The sequence below is a fragment of the Amycolatopsis sp. A1MSW2902 genome (genome assembly GCF_017312175.1).
In the GTDB taxonomy this organism is placed as follows: Bacteria; Actinomycetota; Actinomycetes; order Mycobacteriales; family Pseudonocardiaceae; genus Amycolatopsis; species Amycolatopsis nivea.
Window position 1 is genome coordinate 3,463,091 of record NZ_QJPO01000001.1, and the last position, 23,806, is coordinate 3,486,896.

The following is a 23,806-nucleotide window of genomic DNA, read 5'->3' on the forward strand; positions in this document are numbered from 1 at the left end:
CGGGAGGACATGCCCGGCGCACCGACCCCCGGCGCACGGGACCGGTCGTTCGTCATCGGCGCTTCCGATCACCAAAACCTGGCCCGTAGTCACCAGACGGGATACTGTATGCAATCTATCATCGGCGGGATACCGACCGGGAGGCGACCATGCGGGTGGCGGTTCTGGGCGCAGGAGCGATCGGCGCGTACGTCGGAGCGGCGCTGCATCGCGGCGGCACCGAAGTCCACCTCATCGCGCGCGGTGCGCATCTCGCGGCGATGGCGGCGGACGGGGTGCGCGTCCGGAGTCCTCGCGGGGACTTCACGGCGCATCCGCATGTCACGTCGGACCCGCGCGAGGTCGGGCCGGTCGACTACGTTTTCCTTGGCCTCAAAGCTCATTCGTATCCGGACTGCGGCGCTCTCCTCGAGCCGCTGCTGCGGGAGGACACCGCGCTCGTCGCGGCGCAGAACGGCATTCCGTGGTGGTATTTCCACGGGCTGGCCGGTCATCCGCTGGCCGGCCGCCGCGTGGAAGCCGTCGATCCCGGCGGGGCTACCAGCCGGGTGCTGGACGTCGAGCGGGCGATCGGATGCGTCGTCTACTGCTCGACCGTCATCGAGGAACCGGGCGTCATCCGGCATCTCGAGGGGACGCGGTTTTCCCTCGGGGAGCCGTCCGGGGAGAGTTCCGTCCGCTGTCGGAAGCTCGCCGACGCGATGGTCGCGGGCGGGCTCAAAGCCCCGGTCGAGCCGAGGCTGCGCGACGACATCTGGGTCAAGCTGATGGGCAACGTCGCGTTCAATCCGCTTTCCGCGCTCACCCGGGCGACCATGGTGCAGATGTGCGAGCACGACGAAACCCGCGCGCTCGTCGCGGCGATGATGACCGAAACCCTGGAGATCGCAAGGGCGGCGGGCGCGGATCCGCAGGTCTCGGTGGAGAAGCGGATCGACGGCGCGTGGCGCGTCGGGCACCACAAGACGTCCATGCTGCAGGATCTGGAAGCGGGCAAACCGCTGGAGATCGACGCGATCATCGGTGCGGTCGTGGAACTCGCGGATCTCACTGGCGTCGAGGCTCCCGCGTTGCGGCATGTGCACGCCGCGATCGGATTGCTCAATCGGACGGCGATTCCGGTCGGCTGAAAAGGAAATCGCGCGACCGTCCACTGTGGAATAAAGAGTGACCACTGTGGACGGTCGCGGCTAGAGCCGCTCGCCGAAGAGGTCGGCAAGGGTGCTGCGCCCGGATCGAGCGACGCCGTGGCGCGCCCGGCGTCTCGAGGAAACCTGCCCGCTTCCCGTTGACCGAAGCCTCCGCGTCCAGCTATTCTCGAACTACGGAAGAAAACTTCCACGAAGCGAAATTAAATGATCGAGATGTGAGGAGCCGAGGTACTCATGACCGGTCCCGCCGGGGAGCGGCACTCGCTGCCCTACACCGCCAACCTGTCGATCCTGTTCACCGAACTCCCGCTGCTCGAGCGCGCGCAGGCCGCTCGGGCAGCGGGCTTCACCAAGGTGGAGTACTGGTGGCCGTTCGACAGCGCCGACCCGTCGGGCGCCGACGTCGACCGGTTCGCGCGGTCGATCGAGCAGGCGGGCGTCCAGCTGACCGGGCTGAACTTCTACGCGGGCGACATGGCCGCGGGCGAGCGCGGGCTCGTGTCGTGGGTCGGCCGCGAGGCGGAGTTCGCGACGAGCCTGACGGTCGCGCTCGGGCTCGCCGAACGGCTCGGCTGCCGCAGCTTCAACGCGCTGTACGGCAACCGGATCGACGGGACCGCACCGTCCGAACAGGACGATCTGGCCCGCACGCACCTCGCGACCGCGGCGAAGGCGGCCGAGGGCATCGGCGCGCAGTTGGTGCTCGAACCGCTCTCCGGCACCCCGGCGTACCCGCTGAAGACCGCGGCCGACGCGGTCGCGGTGCTCGACGAGCTCGGCCTGCACAACGTCCGGCTGCTCGCGGACCTCTACCACCTGGCGGTCAACGGCGACGACCTCGACACCGTGATCGCCCGCTACACCCCGCGCACCGGGCACGTGCAGATCGCCGACGCGCCGGGCCGGCACCAGCCGGGCACGGGGGAGCTGGATCTCGAAGGACATCTGGAAAAGCTGCAGGCGGCGGGCTACGCCGGACCGGTGGGCATCGAGTACAAACCGGACGGTTCCACTGTGGACTCGCTGGCCTGGCTGCCGTACGAGCGAAGGGGAAACTGATGAGCAGGATCGGGTTCATCGGACTGGGCGTGATGGGCACGCCGATGGCCGCGCACCTGGCCGCCGCCGGACACGAGGTGAGCGGGTTCGATCTCAACGCCGACGCGCTGGCGAAGCTGGAAGCCGCGGGCGGGCGCGCGGCGAAGGATGTCGCCGACGCGGTGTCCGGGGCCGAGGTCGTGATCACCATGCTGCCGAACCACCCGCAGGTCGAGCAGGTCGTGCTCGCCCCGGGCGGCGTGCTCGACACGATCGCGCCCGGCACGCTGCTGGCCGACATGAGCACCATCCGGCCGGAGACGTCGATCGAGGTCGCGAAAGCCGGTGCGGCCAAGGGAATCCGCGTGCTGGACGCGCCGGTGTCCGGCGGTCAGGCCGGGGCCGAGCAGGCCGCTCTGTCCATTATGGTCGGTGGCGACGAGGCCGATTACGCCGCAGCGAAGCCGGTTTTCGACACGCTCGGCAAGACCGTGGTGCACGTCGGCCCGCACGGTGCGGGCCAGGTCGTGAAGGCGGCCAACCAGCTGGTGGTCGGCGGGATCTACGGGCTGGTCGCCGAGGCGATCGTGCTGCTGGAAGCGTCCGGAGTGGACGCGGGCACCGGGCTCGACGTCCTCGCGGGCGGTCTCGCCGGCAGCCGGATCCTGGAACTGAAACGGAAGTCGATGGTCGCGCGGCAGTTCGAGCCGGGCTTCCGGATCGACCTGCACCACAAGGACATGGGCATCGCGCTGGCCGCGGCCCGGCAGTCCGACGTGGCGCTCCCGCTGACCGGCCTGGTCGCGCAGCTGGTCGCGGCCGGGCGGGCGATGGGCTACGGCTCGCTGGACCACTCCGCGCTGCTGAAGGTCGTCGAAGAACTGTCCGGCCGCTCGTCCGAGGAGGTTTGACCATGGCCCGGGTCCCCGCTATGCAGGCAGTCGTCGACGTGCTGGTCGACGAAGGGATCGACGTCGCCTTCGGCTGCCCAGGAGCGGCGATCCTGCCGCTGTACGACGCGATGCAAGGCCGCGGCATCGACCATCTGGTGGTCCGCCACGAAGAGGGCGCGACGCACATGGCCGACGGCTGGGCGCGCACCACCGGCAACGTCGGCGTCGCGATCGGCACGTCCGGTCCGGCCGGCACCAACATGATCACCGGCCTCTACACCGCGCACGCGGATTCCGTCCCGATCCTGTGCATCACCGGGCAGGCCGCGACGACGAAGCTGCACCAGGAGGCGTTCCAGGCGGTCGACATCGTCGAGATCGCGCGCCCGGTCACGAAGTGGGCGGTCCAGGTGAAGGAAGCAGCGCAGCTGCCGTGGATCTTCCGCGAGGCGTTCCGGATCGCGCGGTCCGGACGGCCCGGCCCGGTCCTCATCGACCTCCCGATCGACGTGCAGAAGCAGATGATCGAGTGGGATTCGTCGATCGACTCGGCATTGCCGGTCAGCACGGTCAAACCGGCTCCGGCGCGGGTCGAGCGAGCCCTGGACATGCTGCTCGCCGCCGAACGCCCGCTGATCCTGGCCGGCGGCGGCGTCGTCCTCGGCGAGGCGAGCGAACCGTTGCGGCAGCTGGCGGAGCGGCTCGGCGTCCCGGTCGGCGTCACGCTGATGGGCAAGGGCAGTTTCCCGGAGGACCACGAGCTGTTCGCCGGCATGGCGGGCATCCAGACGTCGCAGCGCTGGGCCAATGCCGCGTTCCTGGAGTCCGACCTGGTCCTGGCGCTGGGCGCGCGGTTCGGCGACCGGCACACCGGCGAGCTGTCGGTGTACCGCGGCGACCGGAAGTTCATCCACGTCGACATCGAGCCCACGCAGCTGGGCAAGGTGTTCGGCCCGGACCTCGGCGTCGTCTCGCACACGCGGGAGTTCCTGGAAGCGCTGCTGGCGGCGCTCGACGCGCGCACCGCCCCGGCGCGGGACCGCGCGTGGGTCAAGCGGCTCGGCGACCTCAAGGCGGAGCTGCCGCGCAAGGAGGACTTCGACTGCACGCCGATCAAGGCGCCGCGGGTGTTCAAGGAGCTCAACGAGTTCTACGGCCCCGAGACGTACTTCGTGACGGCGATCGGGCTGTACCAGATCTGGTCCGGGCAGTTCCAGCGCGCGCACCTGCCGCGGCACTACCAGGTGTGCGGCCAGGCAGGTCCGCTCGGCTGGGAGATCCCGGCGGCGATCGGCGTCAAGAAGGCCCGGCCGGACGCGGAGGTCGTCGGCGTGGTCGGCGACTACTCGTTCCAGTTCCTGGTCGAGGAGCTGGCGGTCGCCGCGCAGTACGACGTCGGGTTCGTGCTCGTCATGCTCAACAACGAGTACCTGGGCCTGATCCGCCAGTCCGAGCTGCCGTACGAGATGAATTACCAGGTCGACATCCACTACGACGACCACGGCACGGACAACGTGAAGATCATGGAGGCCTACGGCTGCTCGGGCACCCGCGTCGAGGACCCGGGCGAGATCCGGTCGTCGCTCGAATGGGCGCGGAAGGAAGCCGAGCGCACCCGGCGGCCGGTGCTGGTCGAGATCATGATCGAACGCGAGGGCAACGCCGCGATGGGCGCCGCACTGGACGCGGTGCGCGAGTTCGAAGCGGCCGACTGACCGGGAACCGGGCCGGAGCGGGCTTGCTCCGGCCCGGTTTTCGGTGCTAGGGCGCGGGAATCAGTTCGGCGAGGGAAGCGAGGGCCTCGGCGTCGCGGGTTCCCGGCGTCGCGTGGAAGACCACCAGTTGCAGGCTGACCGGTCCGGGGATGTCGAGTTTGTCGCTGTGCAGATCCAGATTTCCGACCGCTGGGTGGCGGAAACGGACGAGGTGGCCGGTGCGCGGTTTGACGTCGTGCCGGGCCCAGAGGTCCCGGAACTCGTCGCTGCTGGCGGTGAGGTCGGCGATGAGTTCGGCTGCCGCGGGGTCGGCGATGCTGGGGCCGAGTGCGGCGCGCAGGCCCGCGACGCCGTCCGCGGCAATCTGCTCCCAGTCGCGGCGGAGTTCTCGTTCGGCCGGGTCGAGGAAGACCGCGCGGAGCAGGTTCCGGCCGACCGCGTAGTTCGGCGAAACCGCTGCGGCGACGGGGTTCGCGGCGAGCACGTTGGTGAGCCGGTCCTGGACGTACGCGGGGTTCGTCGCCCAGGTGGAGATCAGTTCGGCGATGCTCGCGGGCACCTGCGGCTCGGGCTGGCCGGGTTGGTTTGGGCTCGCGAGTTGATGCAGGTGCTGGCGGGAGGCTTCGTCGAGGCCGAGTGCCCGGGCTAGCGCGTCGAGCACCTGCGCTGACGGGTTCTGGTCGCGGCCCCGTTCAAGCCGGATGTAGTAGTCGCCGCTGATTCCCGCCAGCAGCGCGAGTTCCTCGCGGCGCAGTCCTCGCACGCGGCGTCGTCCGTTGTCCGGCAGTCCGACGTCGGCCGGGGAGATCCGCTCTCGCCGGGCGCGGAGGAAGTCGCCGAGGAGGTTGTCCACCGCGTCAGTGTATTTGATTCAGCGATTGCTGTACTGTTGCGCCTGTGCTGACCTCTGAGACTCGCGAACTGGCGCTCGCCCGGCTCGGCCGCGCGCTGGCGGACCCGACGCGCTGCCGGATTCTCGTGGCGCTGCTGGACGGGGTGGCGTACCCGGCGCAGCTGGCCGCGGAACTGGAGCTGAGCAGGTCGAACGTCTCGAACCATCTCGCCTGCCTGCGCGGGTGCGGGCTGGTGCTCGCGACGTACGAGGGCCGGCAGGTCCGGTACGCGATCGCTGATCCGCATCTCGCGCACGCGTTGGCGGAGCTGACGAAGGTGGTTTTGGCCGTCGCGCCGACGGACGCGTGTGCCGACGAGCCGCAGGCGGCGCGATGACCGAGCCAGATCGGGACTGTTGCGCGGATTCAGTGGGCGGCGAGGCCGTGTCGCTGGCTGGCCCTCCGGTGGTGGATGCCGCGCGGCAGGCGGTTTTGCGGCGGCGAGTGCAGTGGCTGGTCGCCGGGACCATCACGTACAACGTGGTCGAAGCGATCGTCGCGGTGTCGGCCGGGACCATTGCGTCGTCGTCGGCGCTCATCGCGTTCGGGCTCGATTCGGTGGCCGAGGTGCTGTCCGCGGTGGCAGTGGCGTGGCAGTTCGCCAGCGCGGATCCGGAGCGTCGGGAGCGGGCTGCGCTGCGGGTGATCGCGGTGTCGTTCTTCCTGCTGGCGGCCTATGTCGCGGTCGATTCGGTGCGGTCGCTGTTCGGCGAGGAGGCCTCGCATTCGACGGTCGGGATCGTGCTCGCGGCGGTGTCCTTGGTCGTGATGCCGGTGCTTTCCGGCGCGCAACGCCGGGCCGGGCGGGAACTCGGCTCGGCGAGCGCGGTCGCCGACTCGAAGCAGACGCTTCTCTGCACTTACCTCTCTGGCGTGCTGTTGTTCGGGCTGCTCGTGAACGCGCTGTTCGGCTGGTACTGGGCGGATCCGGTCGCGGCATTGGTGATCGCGGCGGTCGCGGTCCGCGAGGGGCTCGAGGCCTGGCGGGGCGAGCACTGCTGCTGATCGCGGGTCAGGCGTTGCTGGATGGCGCGCAAGGTCATCGCCAGCGCGACGAATACGCCGATCAGCAGCAGCGCGGGGACTAGATCGCTCACCTCGGTTGGCCTTTCTCCGGTTGGTCGTCTCGGATCGAGAGCATGACCTGGTTCGGGCCCGGATTTCGCCGCCGCTCACGCTTCCTTGACTGCACTCCGGCCGATGTTGATGCGGCACCTGCCCTTGCGTTATGCGGACACGTGTCCGGTAAGCTATCCGGACACGTGTCCGTATAGTTGGCAGGGGTAGGAAATGTCAGGTGTGGCAGGGAAAGTCGTCGCGATCACCGGGGCGAGCAGCGGAATCGGCGAGGCGACCGCTCGATTGCTCGCCGCACGGGGCGCGGCGGTGGTTCTGGGGGCGCGTCGCGAGGATCGGCTGGACGCGCTGGCGAAGGAAATCCGCGACGAAGGCGGTCGCGCGGTCGCGTGCGTGACCGACGTGACCCAGCGCGCGGACCTGGACCGGCTGGTGCAGCGGGCGGTCGAGGAGTTCGGCCGGCTGGACGTGCTGGTCGGGAATGCCGGGATCGCCAAGCTGGGGCCGGTCGCGGAGGCGGATGTCGACGGATGGTCGGCGATGATCGACGTCAACGTGCGCGGGGTGCTGAACGGGATCGCGGCCGCGATGCCGGTGTTCCGGCGGCAGGGGCGGGGCCATCTGGTGACGACGGTGTCGACGTCCGGGTTGAAGATCGTGCCCGGGCAGGCGGTTTACGCCGGGACGAAGAACGCGGTGCGGACGATTCTGGAGGCGCTGCGGCAGGAATCGACGGACGGCGTGCTCCGGACGACGTCGGTGTCGCCCGGGTTCGTCCGGACGGAGCTGGCGGATTCGATCGACGACCCGGGGGAGCGCGAGCAGATCCGGCGGCGGGTCGAGGAATTCGCCCTGGATCCGGCCGCGGTGGCGCGGGCGATCGCGTTCGCGGTCGAGCAGCCGGACGATGTGGAGATCGGCGACATCACCGTCCGGCCCGCGGTGCAGAACTGACGGATCAGAGACACGGCGGCTGGTAGCCGTCGATGAGGAGTTCGCGGAAGTCGAGCGAGTTGGGGGTTTTGCCGACGAAGACCAGGCCGCGGGCTTCGGTCAGCGCGGAGGCGAACGAGTACTGCGGCTGGCCGAGTTCGGGAAGCCAGGTCCAGGAATCGGGGTCGAAGGGGAAGAATTTGCGGACCAGCTGGCCGCCGGTCGAGGGGATGCGGGTGAGCCATTTGTCGCCGCCGCTCCAATGGGAGGCGGGGCGCAGCTGGACGTAGAAGTCGTCGTCGGCGCTGTAGGTCAGCCAGAATCCGGTGGAATGGCTGAGGTCGGCCTGCGCGTCGAACTGGTTGCCCAGCCAGACGACGGCGACGTGCCATTCGTTGTTCTGGAAGACGATTTTCGCCGCGTAGCGCTCGCCTTCGGGGACGAGAAGGCTTCCGGTGGGCGGGACGGTCGTGCCTTCGCCGCTGGCCAGCCACTTCTGGAGGCGGTTGATCGAGGGTGTGCTGCATTCGTCGTGCACGTGGCCGCTGCGGTGCGCGGTGTGCGCCGTGTGCGAGGCTGGCGCGCCGGGTGTGGCCTGTGCGGCGTGGGCGGCTGGTGCGGAGAGCGGGGCCAGCAGCAGTACGGAAATCGCGGCGAGGACTGTGGTTCCGGCCTTGGTCCGGCGAAGTGCGGGCATGGCCGGGAAGCTACCAGCGGGATTCCCGGCCGGTCAGGGCCGATAGTCGGCTTCTGGGCAAATGGTATGGACCTTTCCGGGAAAGGACCAGACCACTGCTGCATTGCGGTGCTTGCGAGCGGGCAGCATGCTGCGGCCGGTGGCTGGGGCTCGACCGCGGAAGGGCGGTCGGGCACCCTTCGGCTACCGATGGCTGGCACCCAGCTGTCGAACGTCGGTCAGTGCCCATCGGGGTGCCCCTCGGGCGGCGCGGCTGCCGCCCGAGGTGTGCGTGGGGGTTCCGGCGTCAACGGTCGGTGTGCAGCGGAGCATCCTTCGGTTCGCATCAGGCAGGCAGCGCGGACGGCACCGTCGGTGAGGGCGACGGCGTGCGCGGGCTGGGCTGGCCGGAATGCTCGGTTCTTGGGCATTCCGGCCAAGCTCCGGTTACGGGGGAGCAGTCGCCGAGATTCCGGGCTGCCGCGTCGACCATCTCGCTGGCCAGTGACACACGGGAGGTCAGAAGGGTGGCTCCGCGGTCACTCCGACTCCGGCGGACACTGGGGCAGCGCCCCAGGCATCCCCGCCTGGTCCGCCCGTCTCGTTGTTGCTCCGGCTGACCTTGGTGACTCTGGCGGTCGCGTACCGCAGCGACGGGCCGATCTCGTCTACCTGCAGTTCGACTACGGTGCGTTTCTCGCCTTCCTTTGTTTCGAAGGATCGCTGAACCAAACGTCCGGTGACTACGACCCTTGCTCCTCGGACGAGGCTTTCCGCGACATTTTCCGCTGCTTGCCGCCATATGCTGCACCTGAGGAACAGGGCCTCGCCGTCCTTCCATTCGCCGGATTGTCGGTCGAGGGTGCGCGGGGTCGACGCGACCGTGAAATTCGCGACTGCTGCTCCGGACGGGGTGAAACGCAGTTCCGGGTCTGAGGTCAGGTTTCCGACCACTGTGATGACGGTTTCTCCAGCCATGATCACACTCCTTGGTTTCGGGTCGCCAAGTCCATGGCGACGGGTCTGAGGATCGGTTCCCGTCCATCGTTTGCCGGGAACAACCGTTCAGTGCTGAATAAATGCGTGTCTCGCGCGCGTCTGCCTTGGTCTTGACGGGGTAAGGCAGCACTGCGGGGCGAAGCTGCGGAAACGGGCTGGGCGAAGGGTGGCTCCGGTCATGGTGACGGCTCCTCAGGTCGGTGCGGACCCGGAACCGGGCACCGCTTCGGGAACTAGGAGACCATCCGGGTACGACAGTTTTCGGGGCTTCTCGATCACTCCATCGGGTGGGACTCTCGGCGGCGGGGAGGCGCGGGAGGGTTCCCACCGTTCGGCTGTTGTTCGAGGGCGGGGAACCGGGGCAGCATGAGCGGCATGGTCGGTGGGAAGTGGGGACGGGCGGCGGCGGTGGTCGCGGTCGTGGGGATTTCGGTGGTGGGGCAGGGGATCGCGCCAGCGGGAGCCGGGGCGAAGTCCGGTGCGTCGGTGCAGAACAGTGCGCAGCCGCCGGGGGATTGCTGTGGTGGGCCGTCATCGTGGACAACTGGGGACAAAACGGCCCTCGGGACGGCGGCGGGGACGGCCAGTCCGTTGTGGTTCACCGTCGCGGGAGGGGTCACGTCGGAGGTGTTCTATCCGCGTGCGGACGTGGCCAACATGCAGGACATGCAGTACGTCGTCACCGACGGGAAGTCCTTTGTGGACCTCGAACGCGACGCGACGGAGCATGTCGTTTCGATGCCGGACGAGAAGGCACTCGAATACACAGTCACGAACACCGCGAAGAGCGGGCGTTATCGCATCACCACGACGTACGTCACCGACGCTGGGCGGCCGACTCTTCTTACCCGCACGCGGTTTCAGTCGCTTGACGGTGGTCAGTATCAGGTTTACCTGCTCGCGAATCCCTCGATGGCGGGCGGTGCGGCGAATGACACGGCGGCGTGGGACGGCACTGGGCTGACGGCTAGCGGGACAGAGGAGTTGTTCGGGGCTACGACGACGGTGGCGTCGGCGTTGCGGGCATCGACCGGATTCATCGCGCACGACAACGGATATTCCGGCGCCGCGAGTGATTGCCTGGTAGACTTGCGGGCACATCGAACTCTTGCGAATCGCTTCGATTCCACTGATCACGGCAATGTAGTCCAATGTGGACAGATCCCGGTCGGGTCGGACACGACGTTCTCGGTCGCGCTCGGCTACGGGAGCGACGCCCAGGGCGCGGCGGCGGCCGCGGACGGGTCGTTGGCGAGTGGATTCGGCAATCTGGAACAGGCGTATCGGCGCGGGTGGGAGGAGTATGTCGGCAGCCTGAAGGCGGCACCGGGCAGTGTGGCGGGCGACGAGCGGCAGCGCAGGGCGTATTACGTCGCGCTGATGGCGTTGCACGCGGCGGAGGACAAGGCGCATCGCGGCGCGAGCGTCGCGGGGCTGGCCACGCCGTGGGGCGACGTCGTGAACGGCGACGTGCTCAACGACGGGTACCACCGCGTGTGGGGCCGGGACCTGTACCAGCAGGCGACCGGGCTGCTCGCGGCGGGCGATGCGGCGCAGGCGAAGCGGATGGCGCAGTTCCTGTGGTCCTCACAGTGGATTTCCGCGCCCACCCAGGGCGACGGGACGATGTACCCGGCCGGCGCGTTTCCGCGGTACAGCCCGGTGAGCGGGGTCCAGGGGGCCACGCCGCAGCAGCTCGGCTGTTGCGAGCAGCTCGACCAGGATTCCGACGCGATCGTCCTCGCCTGGATGACCGGGCTCACCGACGCGGCGACGTACGCGCGGGTCAAGGTCACGGCGGAGCACATCCGCACAAGCGGGCCCGCGACGACCGAGCGGTGGGAGGAGCAGTACGGCCGGTCGCCGTCGTCGATCGCGGCTGAGGTGGCCGGGCTCGTGACGGCCGGGGCGATCGCGCGGGCGAACGGCGACACCGCGGCGGCGCAGCAGTGGGAGTCCACTGCGGACTCGTGGCGCGCGCAGCTCGACAGCTGGACGCGCACGACCGCCGGGTACTGGGGCGGCCACACGTATTACGAGCGGATCGACAAGGGAACCGACCCGAACGACACCGGGCAGATCTGTTTCGACGAAGGGTGCTTCTACGAGCACGACGTGGTCGACTTCGGGTTCCTCGACCTCGTCCGGCTCGGGCTCCGCGGACCGGCCGATCCCGAGGTCGCCGAGTCGCTGGCCCCGACGGCGGCGGCCCGCGACGGCAACGCGCCCATGCAGGTCACGACCCCGAACGGCGACATCTACTTCCACCGCTACCCGCACGACAACTACGGCGAGAGCACCACGGCGTGCACCGGCTGGCCGGCGAACGGGCCGCAGCGGTTCGGGCGGCTCTGGCCGGTCCTGTCCGGCGAGCGCGGCGAGTACGAGCTCGCCAACGGGCGTTCGGCGGCGGTGTACCTCAAGTCGATGGCGGACGCGGCCAACGACGGGTACTTCATTCCCGAGCAGGTGTGGGATCGCGCCGACGTCGCGTGCTTCGGGCTGGGCCGGCCGACCGGGAGCGCGGCGCCGTTGATGTGGGCGGAAGGCCAGTACCTCCGGCTCGCGCAGAACATCGACGCGGGGAAGAACCTGGAGACTCCGGAGGTGGTCCGGCAACGCTACGGCGGCTGACCCGGCCGTTCGCGACGACCGCGGCGACCAGGGCCAAGCCGAGGCCCACGCCGGTCAGCACGGTGAACGGTTCGCCGAACAGCACCGTGCCCCACACCGACGTGACCGGCGCGATCAGGAACATCAGGCTGTTCACCGCGGTCATGCCGATCCGGCCGACGAGCAGCCAGTACAACCCGTACCCGCCGAAGGTCGCCAGCACGATCAACCACGCGAGGGCGAACCAGAAGTGTCCGGACGCGGGCGGTGCCGCGTTCCCGGTCGCCAGCGCGAGGACGGTGAATACGACCGCCGAGGTGGCGCAATGGACCGCCAGCGCGCGCAACGGGGGAGCGGGAACGCGAGCTCGGCGTTCGAGCACGGTGGAGGCGACTAGCCCGAGCATCCCGGCGAACGGGATCAGGTACGCCCAGGCCGGGGCGTGCGAAGCGGCGTCCGACCAGCTGACCAGGACCACCCCGACGAGACCCAGCGCGAGCCCGATCCATTGCCGTCCGGTCGCCGCGACGCCGAGAAGCGGACCGGCGAGCGCGGCGGCCACGAGCGGCTGCACGCCGTCGATGAGCGCGGTGGTGCCGGTGCTGACTCCTTCGCCGATCGCCCAGTAGACGGTGAGCAGATAACCCGACTGGGACAGCAAGCCGATCAGGACATGCCTGCCCAGTTCGCGCATCGAGCCGGGGCGCAGGAAAGGCGCGAGCAGCAGCGCCAGCGGCAGGAACCGCCACATCAGCACGGTCGGCACGGGCGCGTCGGCCGCACCGAGCTTCGCGCCGATGAACCCGGACGACCAGCACGCCACGAACAGGACCGCCGCTCCGACTATACCGATCTGTTTACCCATGCCGCCGGACTATACAGATCGGTATACACTGGGGCCATGGCCATCGACTGGACCCCGAAAGCGCAGGCGGTGCTGACCGCCGCGTCGGAGCTGTTCTACGAACGCGGCATCCACGCGGTCGGCGTCGACGTCATCGCGGCGAAGGCGGGCGTCACGAAGAAGACGCTCTACGACCGGTTCGGCTCGAAGGATCGGCTGGTCGTGGAGTACTTGTCCGCCCGGGACGCGCGCTGGCGGGAGTTCCTTGGCGAGTGGCTGGAGAAGGCCGGAACAACGCCGCGGGACCGGCTGGTGGCGGTGTTCGACGCGTCCGAGGCGTGGGCGAAGAAATACGGCGGCAAAGGCTGCAGCATGATCAACGCGCACGCGGAGATCAGCGATCCGGCGCATCCGGCGTACGCGGTGATGACCGAGAGCAAACGGTGGCTGCTCGGCGTCCTCGTCGAAGTGGTCGAATCGGCGCGTGTTCCGGAGTCGCGCAAGGTGGCCGAGCAGATCATGCTGCTGCACGAAGGCGCGATCGTGATGGCGGGCATGCAGGTTGGCGAGAACGTCTTCGCGCGCGCCGCGGAAACGGCGGTGATGCTGCTGGGCTGAGCCGTCAGCGCGTCGATCGGATCTTTTCGTAATGCCGTGCGGCGCGCGCTCGGTTGCCGCAGGCGACGGAGCACCATTCGCGGCGCGGATGCGTCTTCATGAAGTAGAGCACGCACCCCGGCGCGTAACAGGCGCGCAGCTTGGCGGCATCCGGCCCGCCTAGCAGCGCGATCGATTCTCGTGCCACGCGGGCTAATCCGGTGACGACCGGCGAAGTGCTGCGCGAGGAACTCTCCTGCAGTTTCCCGGCCGTGAAGGTCAATTGGGGGACTGGCAAGTGGGTCACGAGGTCGTTCAGGTCGCCGAGCGCGGTGTCCAGGTCGACGGCGGGGGACTGCCGGTCGTCGGCGGTCGCCTGCGCGGCGAGGCGGCGGACGGCATCGCGCAGCCGGCGCGCCAGCGCGAGTTCGGCGGCGGACGATTGCCGCGAGCCGCGCTCGAGGCCGACGTCGTCGAGCCACGCGTCGAGGTCTTCGCGGGTGCGGAGGTCGTCGTGGAGCCCGCTCGTGTCGGCCCAGACGGTCGCCATCAGGCGGACCGGCACGACCTCGTCCGGCAGCATGCCCATGGCCGAGACGGTATCACGGATGGAATGGGTTGCATCCGTGAGAAGCGGCTGCTAGAACTTCTCACGGAACCTCACGGTGTAACCCGTGAGAAAGGGAGGGTGCGATGAGCCACGCGATCCAGCGGGCGTTCCACTCCGGCGAGCTCGCCGTCCAGCGGGAGGCGGGAGTCGAACGCCAGGCCGCGCGGCTGTCCCGGATGGCTGAGCCGGCCGGGATTTCCGCGGGAATGGCGGGGTTTCTGGCCGAGCGGACGTTCCTGGTCCTGACCGGACGCGCCGTGGACGGACGGTTGTGGACGTCGCCGGTCACCGGCCCGCCCGGGTTCTTGGAAACCAGGTCGGCGACCACGCTCGCGATCCACCGCGCGTTGCCGGAAGGCGATCCGCTGCACGGGCTTCCGGCGGGGCAGCTGCTCGGCATGACCAGCGTCGAGTTCGCGACCCGCCGCCGGGTCCGGATCAACGGCACTCTCTCGACCGCCGCGAAAGACCACCTGATCGTGGAGGTCGAGCAGGCGTACGGCAATTGCCCGCAGTACATCCAGCAGCGGGCCCTCACGCACGACGTCGAGCCGGCGCCGGCGGCGGAACGCGCCGAGCTGAGTGCTGACGACACCCAGCTGATCCAGGAAGCGGACACGTTCTTCCTCGGCACCGTCAACCCCGCCCACGGCGCGGACGCGTCCCATCGCGGCGGCGCGCCCGGATTCGTCCGCGTCGAGGGAAATGCCGTGCGGTGGCCCGATTATCCGGGAAACAACCTCTTCAACAGTCTCGGCAACATCACCGCGAACCCGGAAGCCGCGCTGCTCTTCTTCGACTTCGCCACCGGCCGCATCCTCCAGGTCTCCGGCACCGCCGAGATCGAATGGGGCGAGGCGGGTCGCTCGGGCGACGACGGCTACACCGGCCGGATCGTCCGGTTCTCGGTGCAGCGCGTGGTCGGCGGCCGTCCGGTCGCCCGGCAGGTCGCGCACACGCCGTACCCGCGCAATCCTCAGCTCATCAAGTGAAAGGACCCCTGTCATGACCGAATCGCGGCCCCCGTTCCCGCCGTTCGACCTCGCTGCCGCACTGCAGAAGGTCCAGGCCGCCGAGGACGCGTGGAACACGCGGGACCCGGAGAAGGTCTCGCTCGCGTACACGCCGGATTCCGTGTGGCGCAACCGCGACACGCACGTCGTCGGCCGCGCCGCGATCGTCGAGTTCCTGACCACGAAGTGGGAGCGCGAGCGGGATTACGCGCTGCGCAAGGGACTGTGGGGCTTCCGCGAGAACCGCATCGCGGTCCGGTTCCAGTACGAGAGCCGGGACGCGGACGGGCAATGGTGGCGCAGCTACGGAAACGAGTTGTGGGAGTTCGCCGAGAACGGCCTGATGAGCAGGCGCGAGGCGTCGATCAACGACCGGCGGATCGAGGAGTCCGAGCGGCGGATCTTCGGGCCGCGGCCGGAAACCGAGCGCGGGGTCGACTTCCCGTCGTGGTGAACGAAAAGAACCCGGCCGTCCCTCCGGTGGGTATCGGAAGGACGGCCGGGCCGGTGCCGCGTTCGCGGGGATGGGGGAACGCGGGCTCCGCTCAGGCGCCGGTGCGCGCCTGCCGTTTGCGGGACACGAGCCGCCAGCCGACGGCGAGCACCACGACGATCGCCGGGATCGAGTAGAACGCGATCTTCTCGGCGCCGTCGGAGAATCCCATCAGCACCACGACCAGCACGAGGAATCCGAGCGTGGCCCAGCCGGTGTAGGGCGCGCCGGGCATGCGGTAGCTCGGCCGTTCCAGTTCGCCGCGCAAGGCCGCCTGGCGCATCCGCATCTGCGAGAACACCAGGGTCGCCCAGGTCGCGACGACGCCGAGCGAGGCGATCGCGGTGGCGATGTCGAACGCCTCCGAGGGCACGATGTAGTTCAGCACCACGCCGAGCACGTAGGCCACCGACGTGAAGAGAATCCCGCCGTAGGGCACGTGCCGCGAGTTCATCTTGCCGACGAACTTCGGTGCTTCGCCCTCGTCGGCGAGCGCGCGGAGGATGCGGCCGGTGGAGTACAGGCCCGAGTTGCACGAGGAGAGCGCGGCGGTGAGGACGACGGCGTTCATGACGTCGCCGATGCCGCCGATGCCCAGGCGCGAGAACACCGTGACGAACGGGCTTTCGCCGCCGTTGTAGAACGGCCACGGCATGAGCATCGCCAGCAGCAGCACCGAACCGACGTAGAAGACGCCGATCCGCCACACGACGCCGTTGATCGCCTTGGGCAGCACCTTGCGCGCGTCCTTGGTCTCGCCGGCCGCGATGCCGACGACCTCGATCGCGGAGTAGGCGAACACGACCGCCTGCAGCGTCATCAGCGCGATGCCGACGCCCGCCGGGAAGAACCCGCCGTGGTCGGTCAGGTTGTGCACGCCGGCGGTGGTGCCGCCGATGTTCGCGCCGGTGAACACGAGCCCGAGCGCGGTCACCAGGAACACGATGATCGCGAGGACCTTGACGACGGAGAACCAGAACTCCAGTTCCCCGAACAGCTTCACGCTCAGCAGGTTGACCGCCATGAGCACGCCGAGCGCGACGAGCGCGGTGATCCACTGCGGGACGTCCGGCAGCCACTTGTGCACGTAGATCGCGACCGCGGTGATCTCCGCGATCCCGGTCATCGCCCAGTTCAGCCAGTACATCCAGCCGGAGACGAACCCGGCCCACGGGCCGATGAACTCGCGGGCGTAGGTCACGAAACTGCCGGAGCTGGGCCGGTGCATGACGAGTTCGCCGAGCGCCCGCATCACGAAGTAGGCCGCGATGCCGCACAGCGCGTAGGAAAGGACCAGCGACGGACCCGCTTCGTGGAGCCGCCCGCCCGCGCCGAGGAAGAGCCCGACCCCGATCGCCCCGCCGATCGCGATCATCTGCACCTGGCGGTTGCCCAGTGCTTTCGTGTAGTTGTCGCCCTCTTTGGCGACCACTGTGGATTCCATGGTTGCGTGACGCTAGCGGTAGCGGACCGCGTGACGCAGCACACCTAGGCTGGACTTAAGGTGTGCTCCAGATCACCGTGGAGGAACCGGGCAAACCGGGCAGGACCCGTTTGACTTCCGGAAATCCCGCTGGAGCTGCGCGGATGTCCACGGTGGACGGTCCGCCGGGAGACTTTCGGGTAATCCGGGGCGTCCTCGAGGGTATTCGGGCCGGAAAGCGCGCGGCAGTCGCTCGAACGGGCGACGCCGGGGCGCGGCGGCCGTTCCACAGTGGACAGAAGCCTCGGTTGCTCCCGGCCACGGGAGCCCCGAGACCGGCCTCACATGCGACGACGTGGCGGGGCCGGGCCGCTTCACGGCGGAGATACGCCGGAACACTAAACTCCGCGCCGTGCCGACCCCAGATTCCGACGCCGCCGCAAGCGGGCAAGCCGGCCATCGTTGGCTCATCATCGGGCTCGGGCTCGTCTGCGCGCTGACCGCGGTGCTGTTCACCGTCGCGCCGGTGAACACTGAGACAACGACATACCGCTGGGACGGCACGCAGGACACCGCGCTGCCGTTGTACCCGTATCACCCGGCCAGACTCGACGCGACGGTCCGATGCGCCGAGCCGAACGGGCTGCTGTTCGCGACCGCGCCGCCGAAAGGCAAGCAGGGCGCGGAGCCTCTCGCGGGCGGGCTGGAGATCCGGGCGGTCGACGGCACGGTCCGAGCAGAACTCGGTGGCACAGAACTGTTTCACCGCTCCGCTGGCGCCGATTGCCAGTTGACGGTGCACGCGGACGGCGAAGGCATCACTGTCGGCACCGCGAAGACAACGGGCCGCCCGAACGTCACCGGGCTGTACACCGAGCACCCCGGCGCGGTGTCCGCGCAGATCGAACCCGACACCCGGTGGGTCAGCACGCCAAGCGCGGCGAAGATCGCGCTCGGCGCGGTGTCGCTGCTCGCGCTGCTCGGCATGATCGTGCTGCTGGTCCGGCGCGACCGGAGCGCCGCCCGCCGGGTCCGGCTGCTTCCCCGGCGGGCGTGGGTGCCGCGGCCGGCGGACCTCGTCGTGACCGGCGTGCTCGGAGTCTGGTCCGTCGTCGGCGCGCTCACCGTGGACGACGGATACATCTCGACGATGCTGCGCGCTCGCGAGACGAGCGGGTTCACCGGCAATTACTTCCGCTGGTTCAACGCGCCGGAAGCGCCGTGGGGCTGGTACTACGAGCTGTACGCGCTTCTCGGCCGCGTCACGCCGGCCATGGTGTGGATGCGGCTGCCGTCGGTGCTGCTGGGGCTGGCGTCCTGGTTCCTGATCGATCGCGTGGTGCTGCCGCGGCTGGTGAACCGGCCGACGCGGTGGACCCGCTGGGCGACCGCGGCCCTTTTCCTGGCCTGGTACGTGGCCTTCGACGTCGGGCTGCGGCCGGAGCCGTGGATCGTGTTCGGCTCGCTGGCGGTGTTCGCGCTGGTCGAGCGCGCCGTGGCGGCCAGTGCGGTGACGCCGGTCGCGATCGGGCTGGTGGTCGCCGGCGCCACCGCGACGACGAACCCGCTCGGGATCGCGGCGTTCCTGCCGTTCATCGCCGGGGTGCGTCCTCTTGTCCGCTTGGTGCGCAGGCGCGGCGACCTGCGCGTGCTCGGTGCGATCGCGGTGGTGGTCGGCGCCGGTGCCAGCGCGCTCCTGACCGCGTTCTACGACCAGCCGCTGACTGCCGTGCTGGAGTCGACCGCTGTCCGGCAGAAGATCGGGCCGGATCTGCCGTGGCAGAGCGAAATCAACCGGTACGTCACCCTGCTCGACCCGTCGGTGGTCGAGGGAGCGCTGAACCGCCGGGTGCCGGTGCTGCTGATGCTGCTGGCGATGGCATTGCTGGCCGTGCTGCTGATCTGGCGCCGCGCCCCGGGACTGGCTGTCGGGCCTGCGCGCCGCATGGTCGTCATCAGTGTCCTGTGCCTGGTCGTGCTCGCGTTCACGCCGACGAAGTGGACGCACCATTTCGGTGCGCTGGCCGGATTCGGCACGGTGATGATCGCGATGCTGGTGCACACCGTCGCACGCGGAGCGCTGTCCTCGGTGTGGGCACGGGCGGCGGCCCTGGGCCTGGTCGCGGTGACGACCTGGCTGGCCTGGTCCGCGCCGAACTGGTGGTGGATGCAGTCCGACTACGACGTCCGATGGGGCGACACTGTCCCGACCGTGAAGGGTGTGCGGCTGGCGGATCTGGCTCTCTGGGCTGGGCTGGCGGTCGCGCTCGCCGGTGTGGTCGCCGGTGCTTGGCAGACCGCGAAACGCCGGGATGGAGCGAGCCGGGCTCCGCGCTGGCTGCCGAGGTCGAGCTGGGTGATCGTCGCGGTGGCGGCCGCGACGGTGGCGGTCGAAGTGGTCGGACAGGCGCAAGCGGTGAAGGTGCGCTGGGGCACTTACTCCGTCGGCCGGTCGAATCTGGCTTCGCTGGGCCTCGCCGCCAGCGCCGGCAAGGCCGGGAACTCCTGCGGCGTCGAGGATTGGCTGGACGTCGAGCCGGACATCGGCGCGGGCGTGCTCAAAGCGTCCTCTCCCGCCTCGGCGGAAGGGTTCGCGACGAACACCGGGTTCCCGCCGGACGCCGCGCCGCCGGCCCCGTTCGGCAGCGACCCGGAGCATCCGGCATGGAGTTCGCACGGGTCGCCCTCGCGCACTGGCACACTCGTCAGCGGGTGGTACGACCTGCCTGCCGACGTCGGGTCGCCGGATTCGCCGCCGGTGGTGATTTCCCGCGCCGCGCACGGGAAAACGCAGGTTTCGGTCGAGTTCGCGAAGGCGGACGGGACCGTGCTGGCGACGATGAAGGCCAAAGAGGACAACAGCGGGAAGTGGCTCGACGCGCGCTTCGATCCCCGCTGGCAGGCTCCGGGGGCGCAACGGGTCCGGGTCGTCGCGCGGGACGAGGACCCGAGTGCGGCGGGCTGGGTCGCGGTCACCGCGCCCCGGATTCCGCGCCTGGCGCCGCTGACGAACGTCATCCCCGTCGGCGAGCCGGTGACATTGGACTGGACCAACGCGTTCGTCCTGCCGTGCCGCACCCCGGCCTCGCTGGCGGACGGCATCGTCCAGCCGGTCCGCTACCGGTTCGCGCCCGGCCAGGACGCGCAGTCGCTGGTCGGCGTTTCCTACGCCGCGGACGCCGGGGGCCCGTACGTGCCGCTGTACGCCGACGCGAAGGCGACCGAGGTGCCGACGTACCTTCGCGGCGACAAAGTGCGGGAGCCGGTCGCGGTGTTCCGGTACGACTACCCGGTACCGATGCGAGGGCTGTCCGTCGAACACGGCACCCGCTCGACATCCGGGCTGGCGAAGCAGACCGCTGTGCTCGACGCGACGCGCGGCGGAAGCGGGTAGGCCCGCGGCCTGAAGACGGCCGGAGCGCCGCGATTCCGGAGCCGGGGACGGGCGGAACGCGGGCGCCCGTGAGCCCGCCCCGCCGTCGATCGACTTCTGCCGGGCCGGTCCCGGGATCCCGGGGTCGGTGTCGTATTCTCGGCGGCGGCGGGAAGGCAGCACGTCGAAATCGAAGGCATATCGGAAGTTCCGTCTTCGATGCGCGACCGGCGGCCCCAGTCTTCAGTACAGATGCAGTTCCCAGTGGAATCCAACGAGTTCTTCACGAGATTGGGTGGTCTTCGCCGTGAGTCTGCTTTTGTACCCGCTGGCGGGGCTGGCCGTTCTCGCCGTGCCGGGGCTTCTGGTGCAACTCGCCGCCGGCGTCCGGGACAAACTGTGGCTCGCCGCGCTGACCGCGCCGGTCAGCGTCGGCGTCTACGGCCTGGCCGGGCTGGCGTCCGGCATTCCCGGGCTGTCCTTCGGGATTCCGCTCGCGCTCGCGGTGACCCTGCTGCTGTCCGCGATCGTCTTCGGCATCGCGTGGCTGCGCCGCGGCCGCACCGAGCCCGCGCCGGTCGAGGAGCCGGACACCTCGCTGCTGCCCGCGCTGACCGGCCGGTGGCTGCTGGCGGCCAAGCTCGGCGCCGCGGTGCTGGTGCTGGGCGGCATCGCGCTCGCCCTGCAGCAATGGCACGGCGGCCTCGGCTCCTGGGACACGTACCCGCAGGAACACGACACGATCATCCACATGGTGCTGGTGGCCTACATCAGCGACACCGGCCGGGCCGCGCCGTGGGACCTCCTGCCGATCGACGTGCTCACCGGGCAGCCGGTGTCGTTCTACCCGTCCGGGCTGCCGCTGCCCGCGGCGCTGTCGGGCCAGCTGACCGGCGGGCCGATCACCGGCTTCAACGTGATGAACGCCCTGATCACCGGGCCGGTGTTCGTGCTCGGCTCGGCGGCGCTCGCGGCCGCGGTGTTCCGCAGGCTGCGCGCCGGATCGGGCTGGACCGCCCTCGCCGGCGGGGTCGCGGCGCTGGTCGCGGCCGGGCTGTACCGGCCGGGCGTGCAGCTGCTGCACGACGGCGGGATCGCGCCGAACGCGGCCGCGATGAGCATGGCTCCCGGCGTGATCGCGGCGCTGATCTCGGTGGGCGGGCTCCGCGGATGGGGACCGGGCTCGCGCTGGCTGCGGGCGTTCGTGCTGGGCCTCGGGGTGGCCGGGGTGTTCTCGGTCCACCCGAGCGTGGCCGCCACCGTCGGTCTCAGCGTCGTGGTGTTCTGGATCGTCGAGGCGTTCACGAAGCGGGGCCGGGAAATCCTGCGCGGGCAGTGGCCGGTGCTGCTGGCGGCGGGGCTGGTGGCCGCGCTCGCCTCGGCGACCACGCTGCTGGGTTCGGCGAGCCAGGCCACGCGCACCGGGACCTGGTCGCCGGACATCCCGCCGGGCCGGTTCGGCGACGCGCTGTCGACCAACCTCAAGCTCACCTACGGCGGCTATTTCGATCCGCACGGCATCTTTTCGCAGCTCAGCGCGGGTGTGCTCGCGCTGATCGGGGTGCTGGTCGTCGTGGTGCTCCGCCGCGCGTGGGGCGTCGCCGCGATGTGGCTGGCCTGGCTGGCGATCGTCGTCGATTTCAAGGTGCACCCGTGGTCGGGCATCGGCTCGATGGTCGGATCGCCGTTCTACAAATCGTATGTGCGCATTCAGTCGCACATTTCCCTGTTCATTCCGGTGCTGGCGGCTATCGCGGTCGTATTCGTGGCGGTCGGAATCATTCGCTTGGCGGGGATGCCGAAGAACGCGGCGGTGTTCAGTCGCGTCCGCCGGTTCGCCGGTCCGGTTTCCGCCGCGTTGCTCGCGGTCATGATGGCCGGATATGTCGTCTACGCCGCGGTGCCCTACGAACACCGCAACGCCGAGGTGATCGCCAGCCGCTACGCGAAGCCGGAGTTCACCCGGGTCAACGACGACGACAAGCGGGCGGCGAAGTTCGTCGAGGAGCACATCAAGCCCGGCGAACGGCTGATGAACAGCGCCAACGACGGCTCGACGTACGCGTACGTCGAGGACCGGGTGCCGGTGGTCAACGTGGTCACGCTCGGCTCGGCCCTCGAGCCGGTGACGTACGAGCTGCTGCGCTCGTTCCGCGACTATCCGACCGACCCGAACATCCGGAAAACCGTGTTGTCGCTGAACATCGGCTACGTCTACGTGGACAGCAAAGCGCCGACCATGGGCGCGGGACCCGGTTCGCCGAACAGCTGGTACACCGCGCCGACGTTCGAGCTGGCTCCGGGGCTGCAGAACCTGGACGGCCTTCCCGGCCTCTCGGTGGCGTTCCGGTCGGGCACGGTCACGGTGTACAAACTGGATCGCTCCGTGCTGGCTGCGTTGCCGAATTGACCGATCCGGCGGCGAGCGGCCGGTGCCGCGGCGGGCAGGCGTTTCACCCTCGTGCCGTTCGGCCGCTGACGCGCCGGGCCGTTTCCGGATACGGTCGGTGGCATGGCTAAGGGCGAGGCCGTCGAGCTCGAGGTGGGGGACCGGACGGTCCGGGTGTCCAACCCGGACCGGGTCTACTTCCCGGCGCGCGGCGAGACGAAGCTCGATCTCGTCCGCTACTACCTGTCGGTCGGCGACGGGATCGTGCGCGCGCTGCGGGAACGGCCGTGCATGCTGCACCGGTTCCCGTCCGGGGTGGCCGGCGAGAAGGTGCACCAGAAGCGGGTGCCGAACGGTGCGCCGCCGTGGCTGGAGACGGTGCGGGTGCAGTTCCCGCGCTACCATCGGCACGCCGACGAGCTGTGCGTGACCGAGCTGGCGCACGTCGCGTGGGCGGTGCAGATGTCCACTGTGGAGTTCCATCCCTGGAATTCCCGGCGCGCGGACACCGAGCGGCCCGACGAATGGCGGATCGACCTCGACCCGATGCCGGACTGCGGATTCGACACCGTCCGCCGGGTCGCGCACGTCGCCGAGGAGATCCTCGCCGAACTGGACATCCGCGGCTGGCCGAAGACGTCCGGCGGCAGCGGGATGCACATCTACGTGCGGATCGAACCGCGCTGGGGGTTCGCCGACGTCCGCCGGGCCGCGCTGGCGTTCGCGCGCGAGGTCGAGCGGCGGGCTCCGGACGAGGTCACCACCACCTGGTGGCGCAAGGACCGCGACCCGAAGAAGCTGTTCGTGGACTACAACCAGAACGCCCGGGACCACACGATCGCCAGCGCCTATTCGGTGCGCGGGGTGCCCGAGGCGCTGGTGTCGACGCCGATCCGCTGGGACGAGGTCGACGACGTCGACCCGCACGACTGCACGATCGCGACCGTGCCCGCGCGGTTCGCCGAACTCGGCGACCTGCACGCGGGGATCGACGACGTGGCGTACTCGCTCGAGCCGTTGCTGGAGTGGGCCGACCGGGACGGGTTGGAGGCAGAGGACTCCTGAGCGAAGTCAAT

At 69.7% G+C, this 23,806-nt stretch carries 19 protein-coding genes and 1 pseudogene; 14 read left to right on the forward strand and 6 right to left on the reverse strand.

Annotation, left to right across the window (positions count from 1 at the left end; translation table 11 throughout):
* Positions 1-149: 149 nt before the first annotated feature.
* The 4 genes from DMP23_RS15870 to gcl all read left to right on the forward strand — a co-directional run bounded on the left by DMP23_RS15870 (position 150) and on the right by gcl (position 4,797).
* The gene (locus DMP23_RS15870) at positions 150-1,130 is read left to right on the forward strand and encodes a 2-dehydropantoate 2-reductase (protein WP_337821503.1); all 981 of its coding nucleotides are present in this window, start codon (positions 150-152) and stop codon (positions 1,128-1,130) included.
* A 255-nt stretch (positions 1,131-1,385) separates the two neighbouring features.
* Positions 1,386-2,210, forward strand: a complete 825-nt coding sequence (locus DMP23_RS15875) for a hydroxypyruvate isomerase family protein (RefSeq protein ID WP_337821504.1) — start codon at positions 1,386-1,388, stop codon at positions 2,208-2,210.
* Complete coding sequence (locus DMP23_RS15880; RefSeq protein WP_337821505.1) at positions 2,210-3,100, forward strand: 2-hydroxy-3-oxopropionate reductase; 891 nt, start codon at positions 2,210-2,212, stop codon at positions 3,098-3,100. The genes DMP23_RS15875 and DMP23_RS15880 overlap by 1 nt, the downstream gene beginning before the upstream one ends.
* Positions 3,101-3,102: 2 nt before the next feature.
* Positions 3,103-4,797 (forward strand): glyoxylate carboligase, encoded by a 1,695-nt coding sequence (gene gcl, locus DMP23_RS15885; protein ID WP_134727537.1) that lies wholly within the window; start codon positions 3,103-3,105, stop codon positions 4,795-4,797.
* A 46-nt stretch (positions 4,798-4,843) separates the two neighbouring features.
* On the opposite strand, the gene DMP23_RS15890 is transcribed toward gcl, so the two are convergent.
* Positions 4,844-5,650 (reverse strand): helix-turn-helix transcriptional regulator, encoded by an 807-nt coding sequence (locus DMP23_RS15890; protein ID WP_337821506.1) that lies wholly within the window; start codon positions 5,648-5,650, stop codon positions 4,844-4,846.
* A gap of 44 nt (positions 5,651-5,694) precedes the next feature.
* Here DMP23_RS15890 and cmtR point away from each other — a divergent pair, with 44 nt between their 5' ends.
* The 3 genes from cmtR (at position 5,695) to DMP23_RS15905 (ending at position 7,721) form a co-directional block, all read left to right on the forward strand.
* A complete protein-coding gene (cmtR, locus tag DMP23_RS15895; protein WP_037805875.1) occupies positions 5,695-6,027 on the forward strand; it encodes a Cd(II)/Pb(II)-sensing metalloregulatory transcriptional regulator CmtR in 333 nt (110 codons plus the stop codon).
* The gene (locus tag DMP23_RS15900) at positions 6,024-6,695 is read left to right on the forward strand and encodes a cation transporter (RefSeq protein ID WP_337821507.1); all 672 of its coding nucleotides are present in this window, start codon (positions 6,024-6,026) and stop codon (positions 6,693-6,695) included. Before cmtR ends, DMP23_RS15900 begins: the two co-directional genes overlap by 4 nt.
* 285 nt (positions 6,696-6,980) lie before the next feature.
* Positions 6,981-7,721: an SDR family oxidoreductase gene (locus DMP23_RS15905; RefSeq protein ID WP_337821508.1), complete on the forward strand. Its 741-nt coding sequence runs from the start codon at positions 6,981-6,983 to the stop codon at positions 7,719-7,721.
* Between the two features lie 4 nt (positions 7,722-7,725).
* On the opposite strand, the gene DMP23_RS15910 is transcribed toward DMP23_RS15905, so the two are convergent.
* Together DMP23_RS15910 and DMP23_RS15915 are read right to left on the reverse strand one after the other, a co-directional pair.
* Positions 7,726-8,397, reverse strand: coding sequence for a hypothetical protein (locus DMP23_RS15910; RefSeq protein WP_337821509.1), 672 nt, complete (start codon positions 8,395-8,397; stop codon positions 7,726-7,728).
* Between the two features lie 498 nt (positions 8,398-8,895).
* Entirely contained in the window at positions 8,896-9,354 is a 459-nt protein-coding gene (locus DMP23_RS15915; RefSeq protein ID WP_337821510.1) for a single-stranded DNA-binding protein, read from the reverse strand.
* Positions 9,355-9,741: 387 nt separating this feature from the next.
* On the opposite strand from DMP23_RS15915, the gene DMP23_RS15920 reads away from it, so the two are divergent.
* Positions 9,742-12,009, forward strand: coding sequence for a glycoside hydrolase family 15 protein (locus DMP23_RS15920; RefSeq protein WP_443111271.1), 2,268 nt, complete (start codon positions 9,742-9,744; stop codon positions 12,007-12,009).
* 22 nt (positions 12,010-12,031) lie between these two features.
* Here DMP23_RS15920 and DMP23_RS15925 read toward each other — a convergent pair.
* Positions 12,032-12,853: pseudogene (locus tag DMP23_RS15925) on the reverse strand (DMT family transporter); the annotation flags it as partial.
* A gap of 36 nt (positions 12,854-12,889) precedes the next feature.
* Between DMP23_RS15925 and DMP23_RS15930 the strand changes: the two are divergent.
* Positions 12,890-13,450, forward strand: coding sequence for a TetR/AcrR family transcriptional regulator (locus tag DMP23_RS15930; RefSeq protein ID WP_337821512.1), 561 nt, complete (start codon positions 12,890-12,892; stop codon positions 13,448-13,450).
* Between the two features lie 4 nt (positions 13,451-13,454).
* Here DMP23_RS15930 and DMP23_RS15935 read toward each other — a convergent pair whose 3' ends face one another.
* Positions 13,455-14,018, reverse strand: a complete 564-nt coding sequence (locus tag DMP23_RS15935; protein ID WP_337821513.1) for a CGNR zinc finger domain-containing protein — start codon at positions 14,016-14,018, stop codon at positions 13,455-13,457.
* Between the two features lie 104 nt (positions 14,019-14,122).
* On the opposite strand from DMP23_RS15935, the gene DMP23_RS15940 reads away from it, so the two are divergent.
* The gene (locus DMP23_RS15940) at positions 14,123-15,031 is read left to right on the forward strand and encodes a pyridoxamine 5'-phosphate oxidase family protein (protein WP_337821514.1); all 909 of its coding nucleotides are present in this window, start codon (positions 14,123-14,125) and stop codon (positions 15,029-15,031) included.
* A gap of 13 nt (positions 15,032-15,044) precedes the next feature.
* Positions 15,045-15,506 carry a nuclear transport factor 2 family protein gene (locus DMP23_RS15945; protein WP_337821515.1) on the forward strand — a complete coding sequence of 154 codons (462 nt, stop codon included), beginning with the start codon at positions 15,045-15,047 and terminating at the stop codon, positions 15,504-15,506.
* 91 nt (positions 15,507-15,597) lie between these two features.
* Here DMP23_RS15945 and DMP23_RS15950 read toward each other — a convergent pair whose 3' ends face one another.
* Positions 15,598-16,989, reverse strand: coding sequence for an amino acid permease (locus DMP23_RS15950; RefSeq protein WP_037805885.1), 1,392 nt, complete (start codon positions 16,987-16,989; stop codon positions 15,598-15,600).
* 391 nt (positions 16,990-17,380) lie between these two features.
* On the opposite strand from DMP23_RS15950, the gene DMP23_RS15955 reads away from it, so the two are divergent.
* From DMP23_RS15955 to ligD, 3 genes are all read left to right on the forward strand, one after another.
* The gene (locus DMP23_RS15955; RefSeq protein ID WP_337821516.1) at positions 17,381-20,362 is read left to right on the forward strand and encodes an arabinosyltransferase domain-containing protein; all 2,982 of its coding nucleotides are present in this window, start codon (positions 17,381-17,383) and stop codon (positions 20,360-20,362) included.
* Between the two features lie 286 nt (positions 20,363-20,648).
* Positions 20,649-22,751, forward strand: a complete 2,103-nt coding sequence (locus DMP23_RS15960) for a DUF6541 family protein (protein WP_337821517.1) — start codon at positions 20,649-20,651, stop codon at positions 22,749-22,751.
* A gap of 102 nt (positions 22,752-22,853) precedes the next feature.
* Entirely contained in the window at positions 22,854-23,795 is a 942-nt protein-coding gene (gene ligD / locus DMP23_RS15965) for a non-homologous end-joining DNA ligase (protein WP_134661532.1), read from the forward strand.
* The last annotated feature ends 11 nt before the right edge of the window (positions 23,796-23,806 follow it).

What these genes read in the sequence shown, in the direction of transcription:
- DMP23_RS15870 (WP_337821503.1), top strand. Translation starts at nt 150, where the DNA reads ATGCGGGTGGCGGTTCTGGGCGCAGGAGCGATCGGCGCGTACGTCGGA.
- DMP23_RS15875 (WP_337821504.1), top strand. Translation starts at nt 1,386, where the DNA reads ATGACCGGTCCCGCCGGGGAGCGGCACTCGCTGCCCTACACCGCCAAC.
- DMP23_RS15880 (WP_337821505.1), top strand. Translation starts at nt 2,210, where the DNA reads ATGAGCAGGATCGGGTTCATCGGACTGGGCGTGATGGGCACGCCGATG.
- gcl (WP_134727537.1), top strand. Translation starts at nt 3,103, where the DNA reads ATGGCCCGGGTCCCCGCTATGCAGGCAGTCGTCGACGTGCTGGTCGAC.
- DMP23_RS15900 (WP_337821507.1), top strand. Translation starts at nt 6,024, where the DNA reads ATGACCGAGCCAGATCGGGACTGTTGCGCGGATTCAGTGGGCGGCGAG.
- DMP23_RS15905 (WP_337821508.1), top strand. Translation starts at nt 6,981, where the DNA reads ATGTCAGGTGTGGCAGGGAAAGTCGTCGCGATCACCGGGGCGAGCAGC.
- DMP23_RS15910 (WP_337821509.1), bottom strand. Translation starts at nt 8,397, where the DNA reads ATGCCCGCACTTCGCCGGACCAAGGCCGGAACCACAGTCCTCGCCGCG.
- DMP23_RS15915 (WP_337821510.1), bottom strand. Translation starts at nt 9,354, where the DNA reads ATGGCTGGAGAAACCGTCATCACAGTGGTCGGAAACCTGACCTCAGAC.
- DMP23_RS15920 (WP_443111271.1), top strand. Translation starts at nt 9,742, where the DNA reads ATGAGCGGCATGGTCGGTGGGAAGTGGGGACGGGCGGCGGCGGTGGTC.
- DMP23_RS15930 (WP_337821512.1), top strand. Translation starts at nt 12,890, where the DNA reads ATGGCCATCGACTGGACCCCGAAAGCGCAGGCGGTGCTGACCGCCGCG.
- DMP23_RS15935 (WP_337821513.1), bottom strand. Translation starts at nt 14,018, where the DNA reads ATGGGCATGCTGCCGGACGAGGTCGTGCCGGTCCGCCTGATGGCGACC.
- DMP23_RS15940 (WP_337821514.1), top strand. Translation starts at nt 14,123, where the DNA reads ATGAGCCACGCGATCCAGCGGGCGTTCCACTCCGGCGAGCTCGCCGTC.
- DMP23_RS15945 (WP_337821515.1), top strand. Translation starts at nt 15,045, where the DNA reads ATGACCGAATCGCGGCCCCCGTTCCCGCCGTTCGACCTCGCTGCCGCA.
- DMP23_RS15950 (WP_037805885.1), bottom strand. Translation starts at nt 16,989, where the DNA reads ATGGAATCCACAGTGGTCGCCAAAGAGGGCGACAACTACACGAAAGCA.
- ligD (WP_134661532.1), top strand. Translation starts at nt 22,854, where the DNA reads ATGGCTAAGGGCGAGGCCGTCGAGCTCGAGGTGGGGGACCGGACGGTC.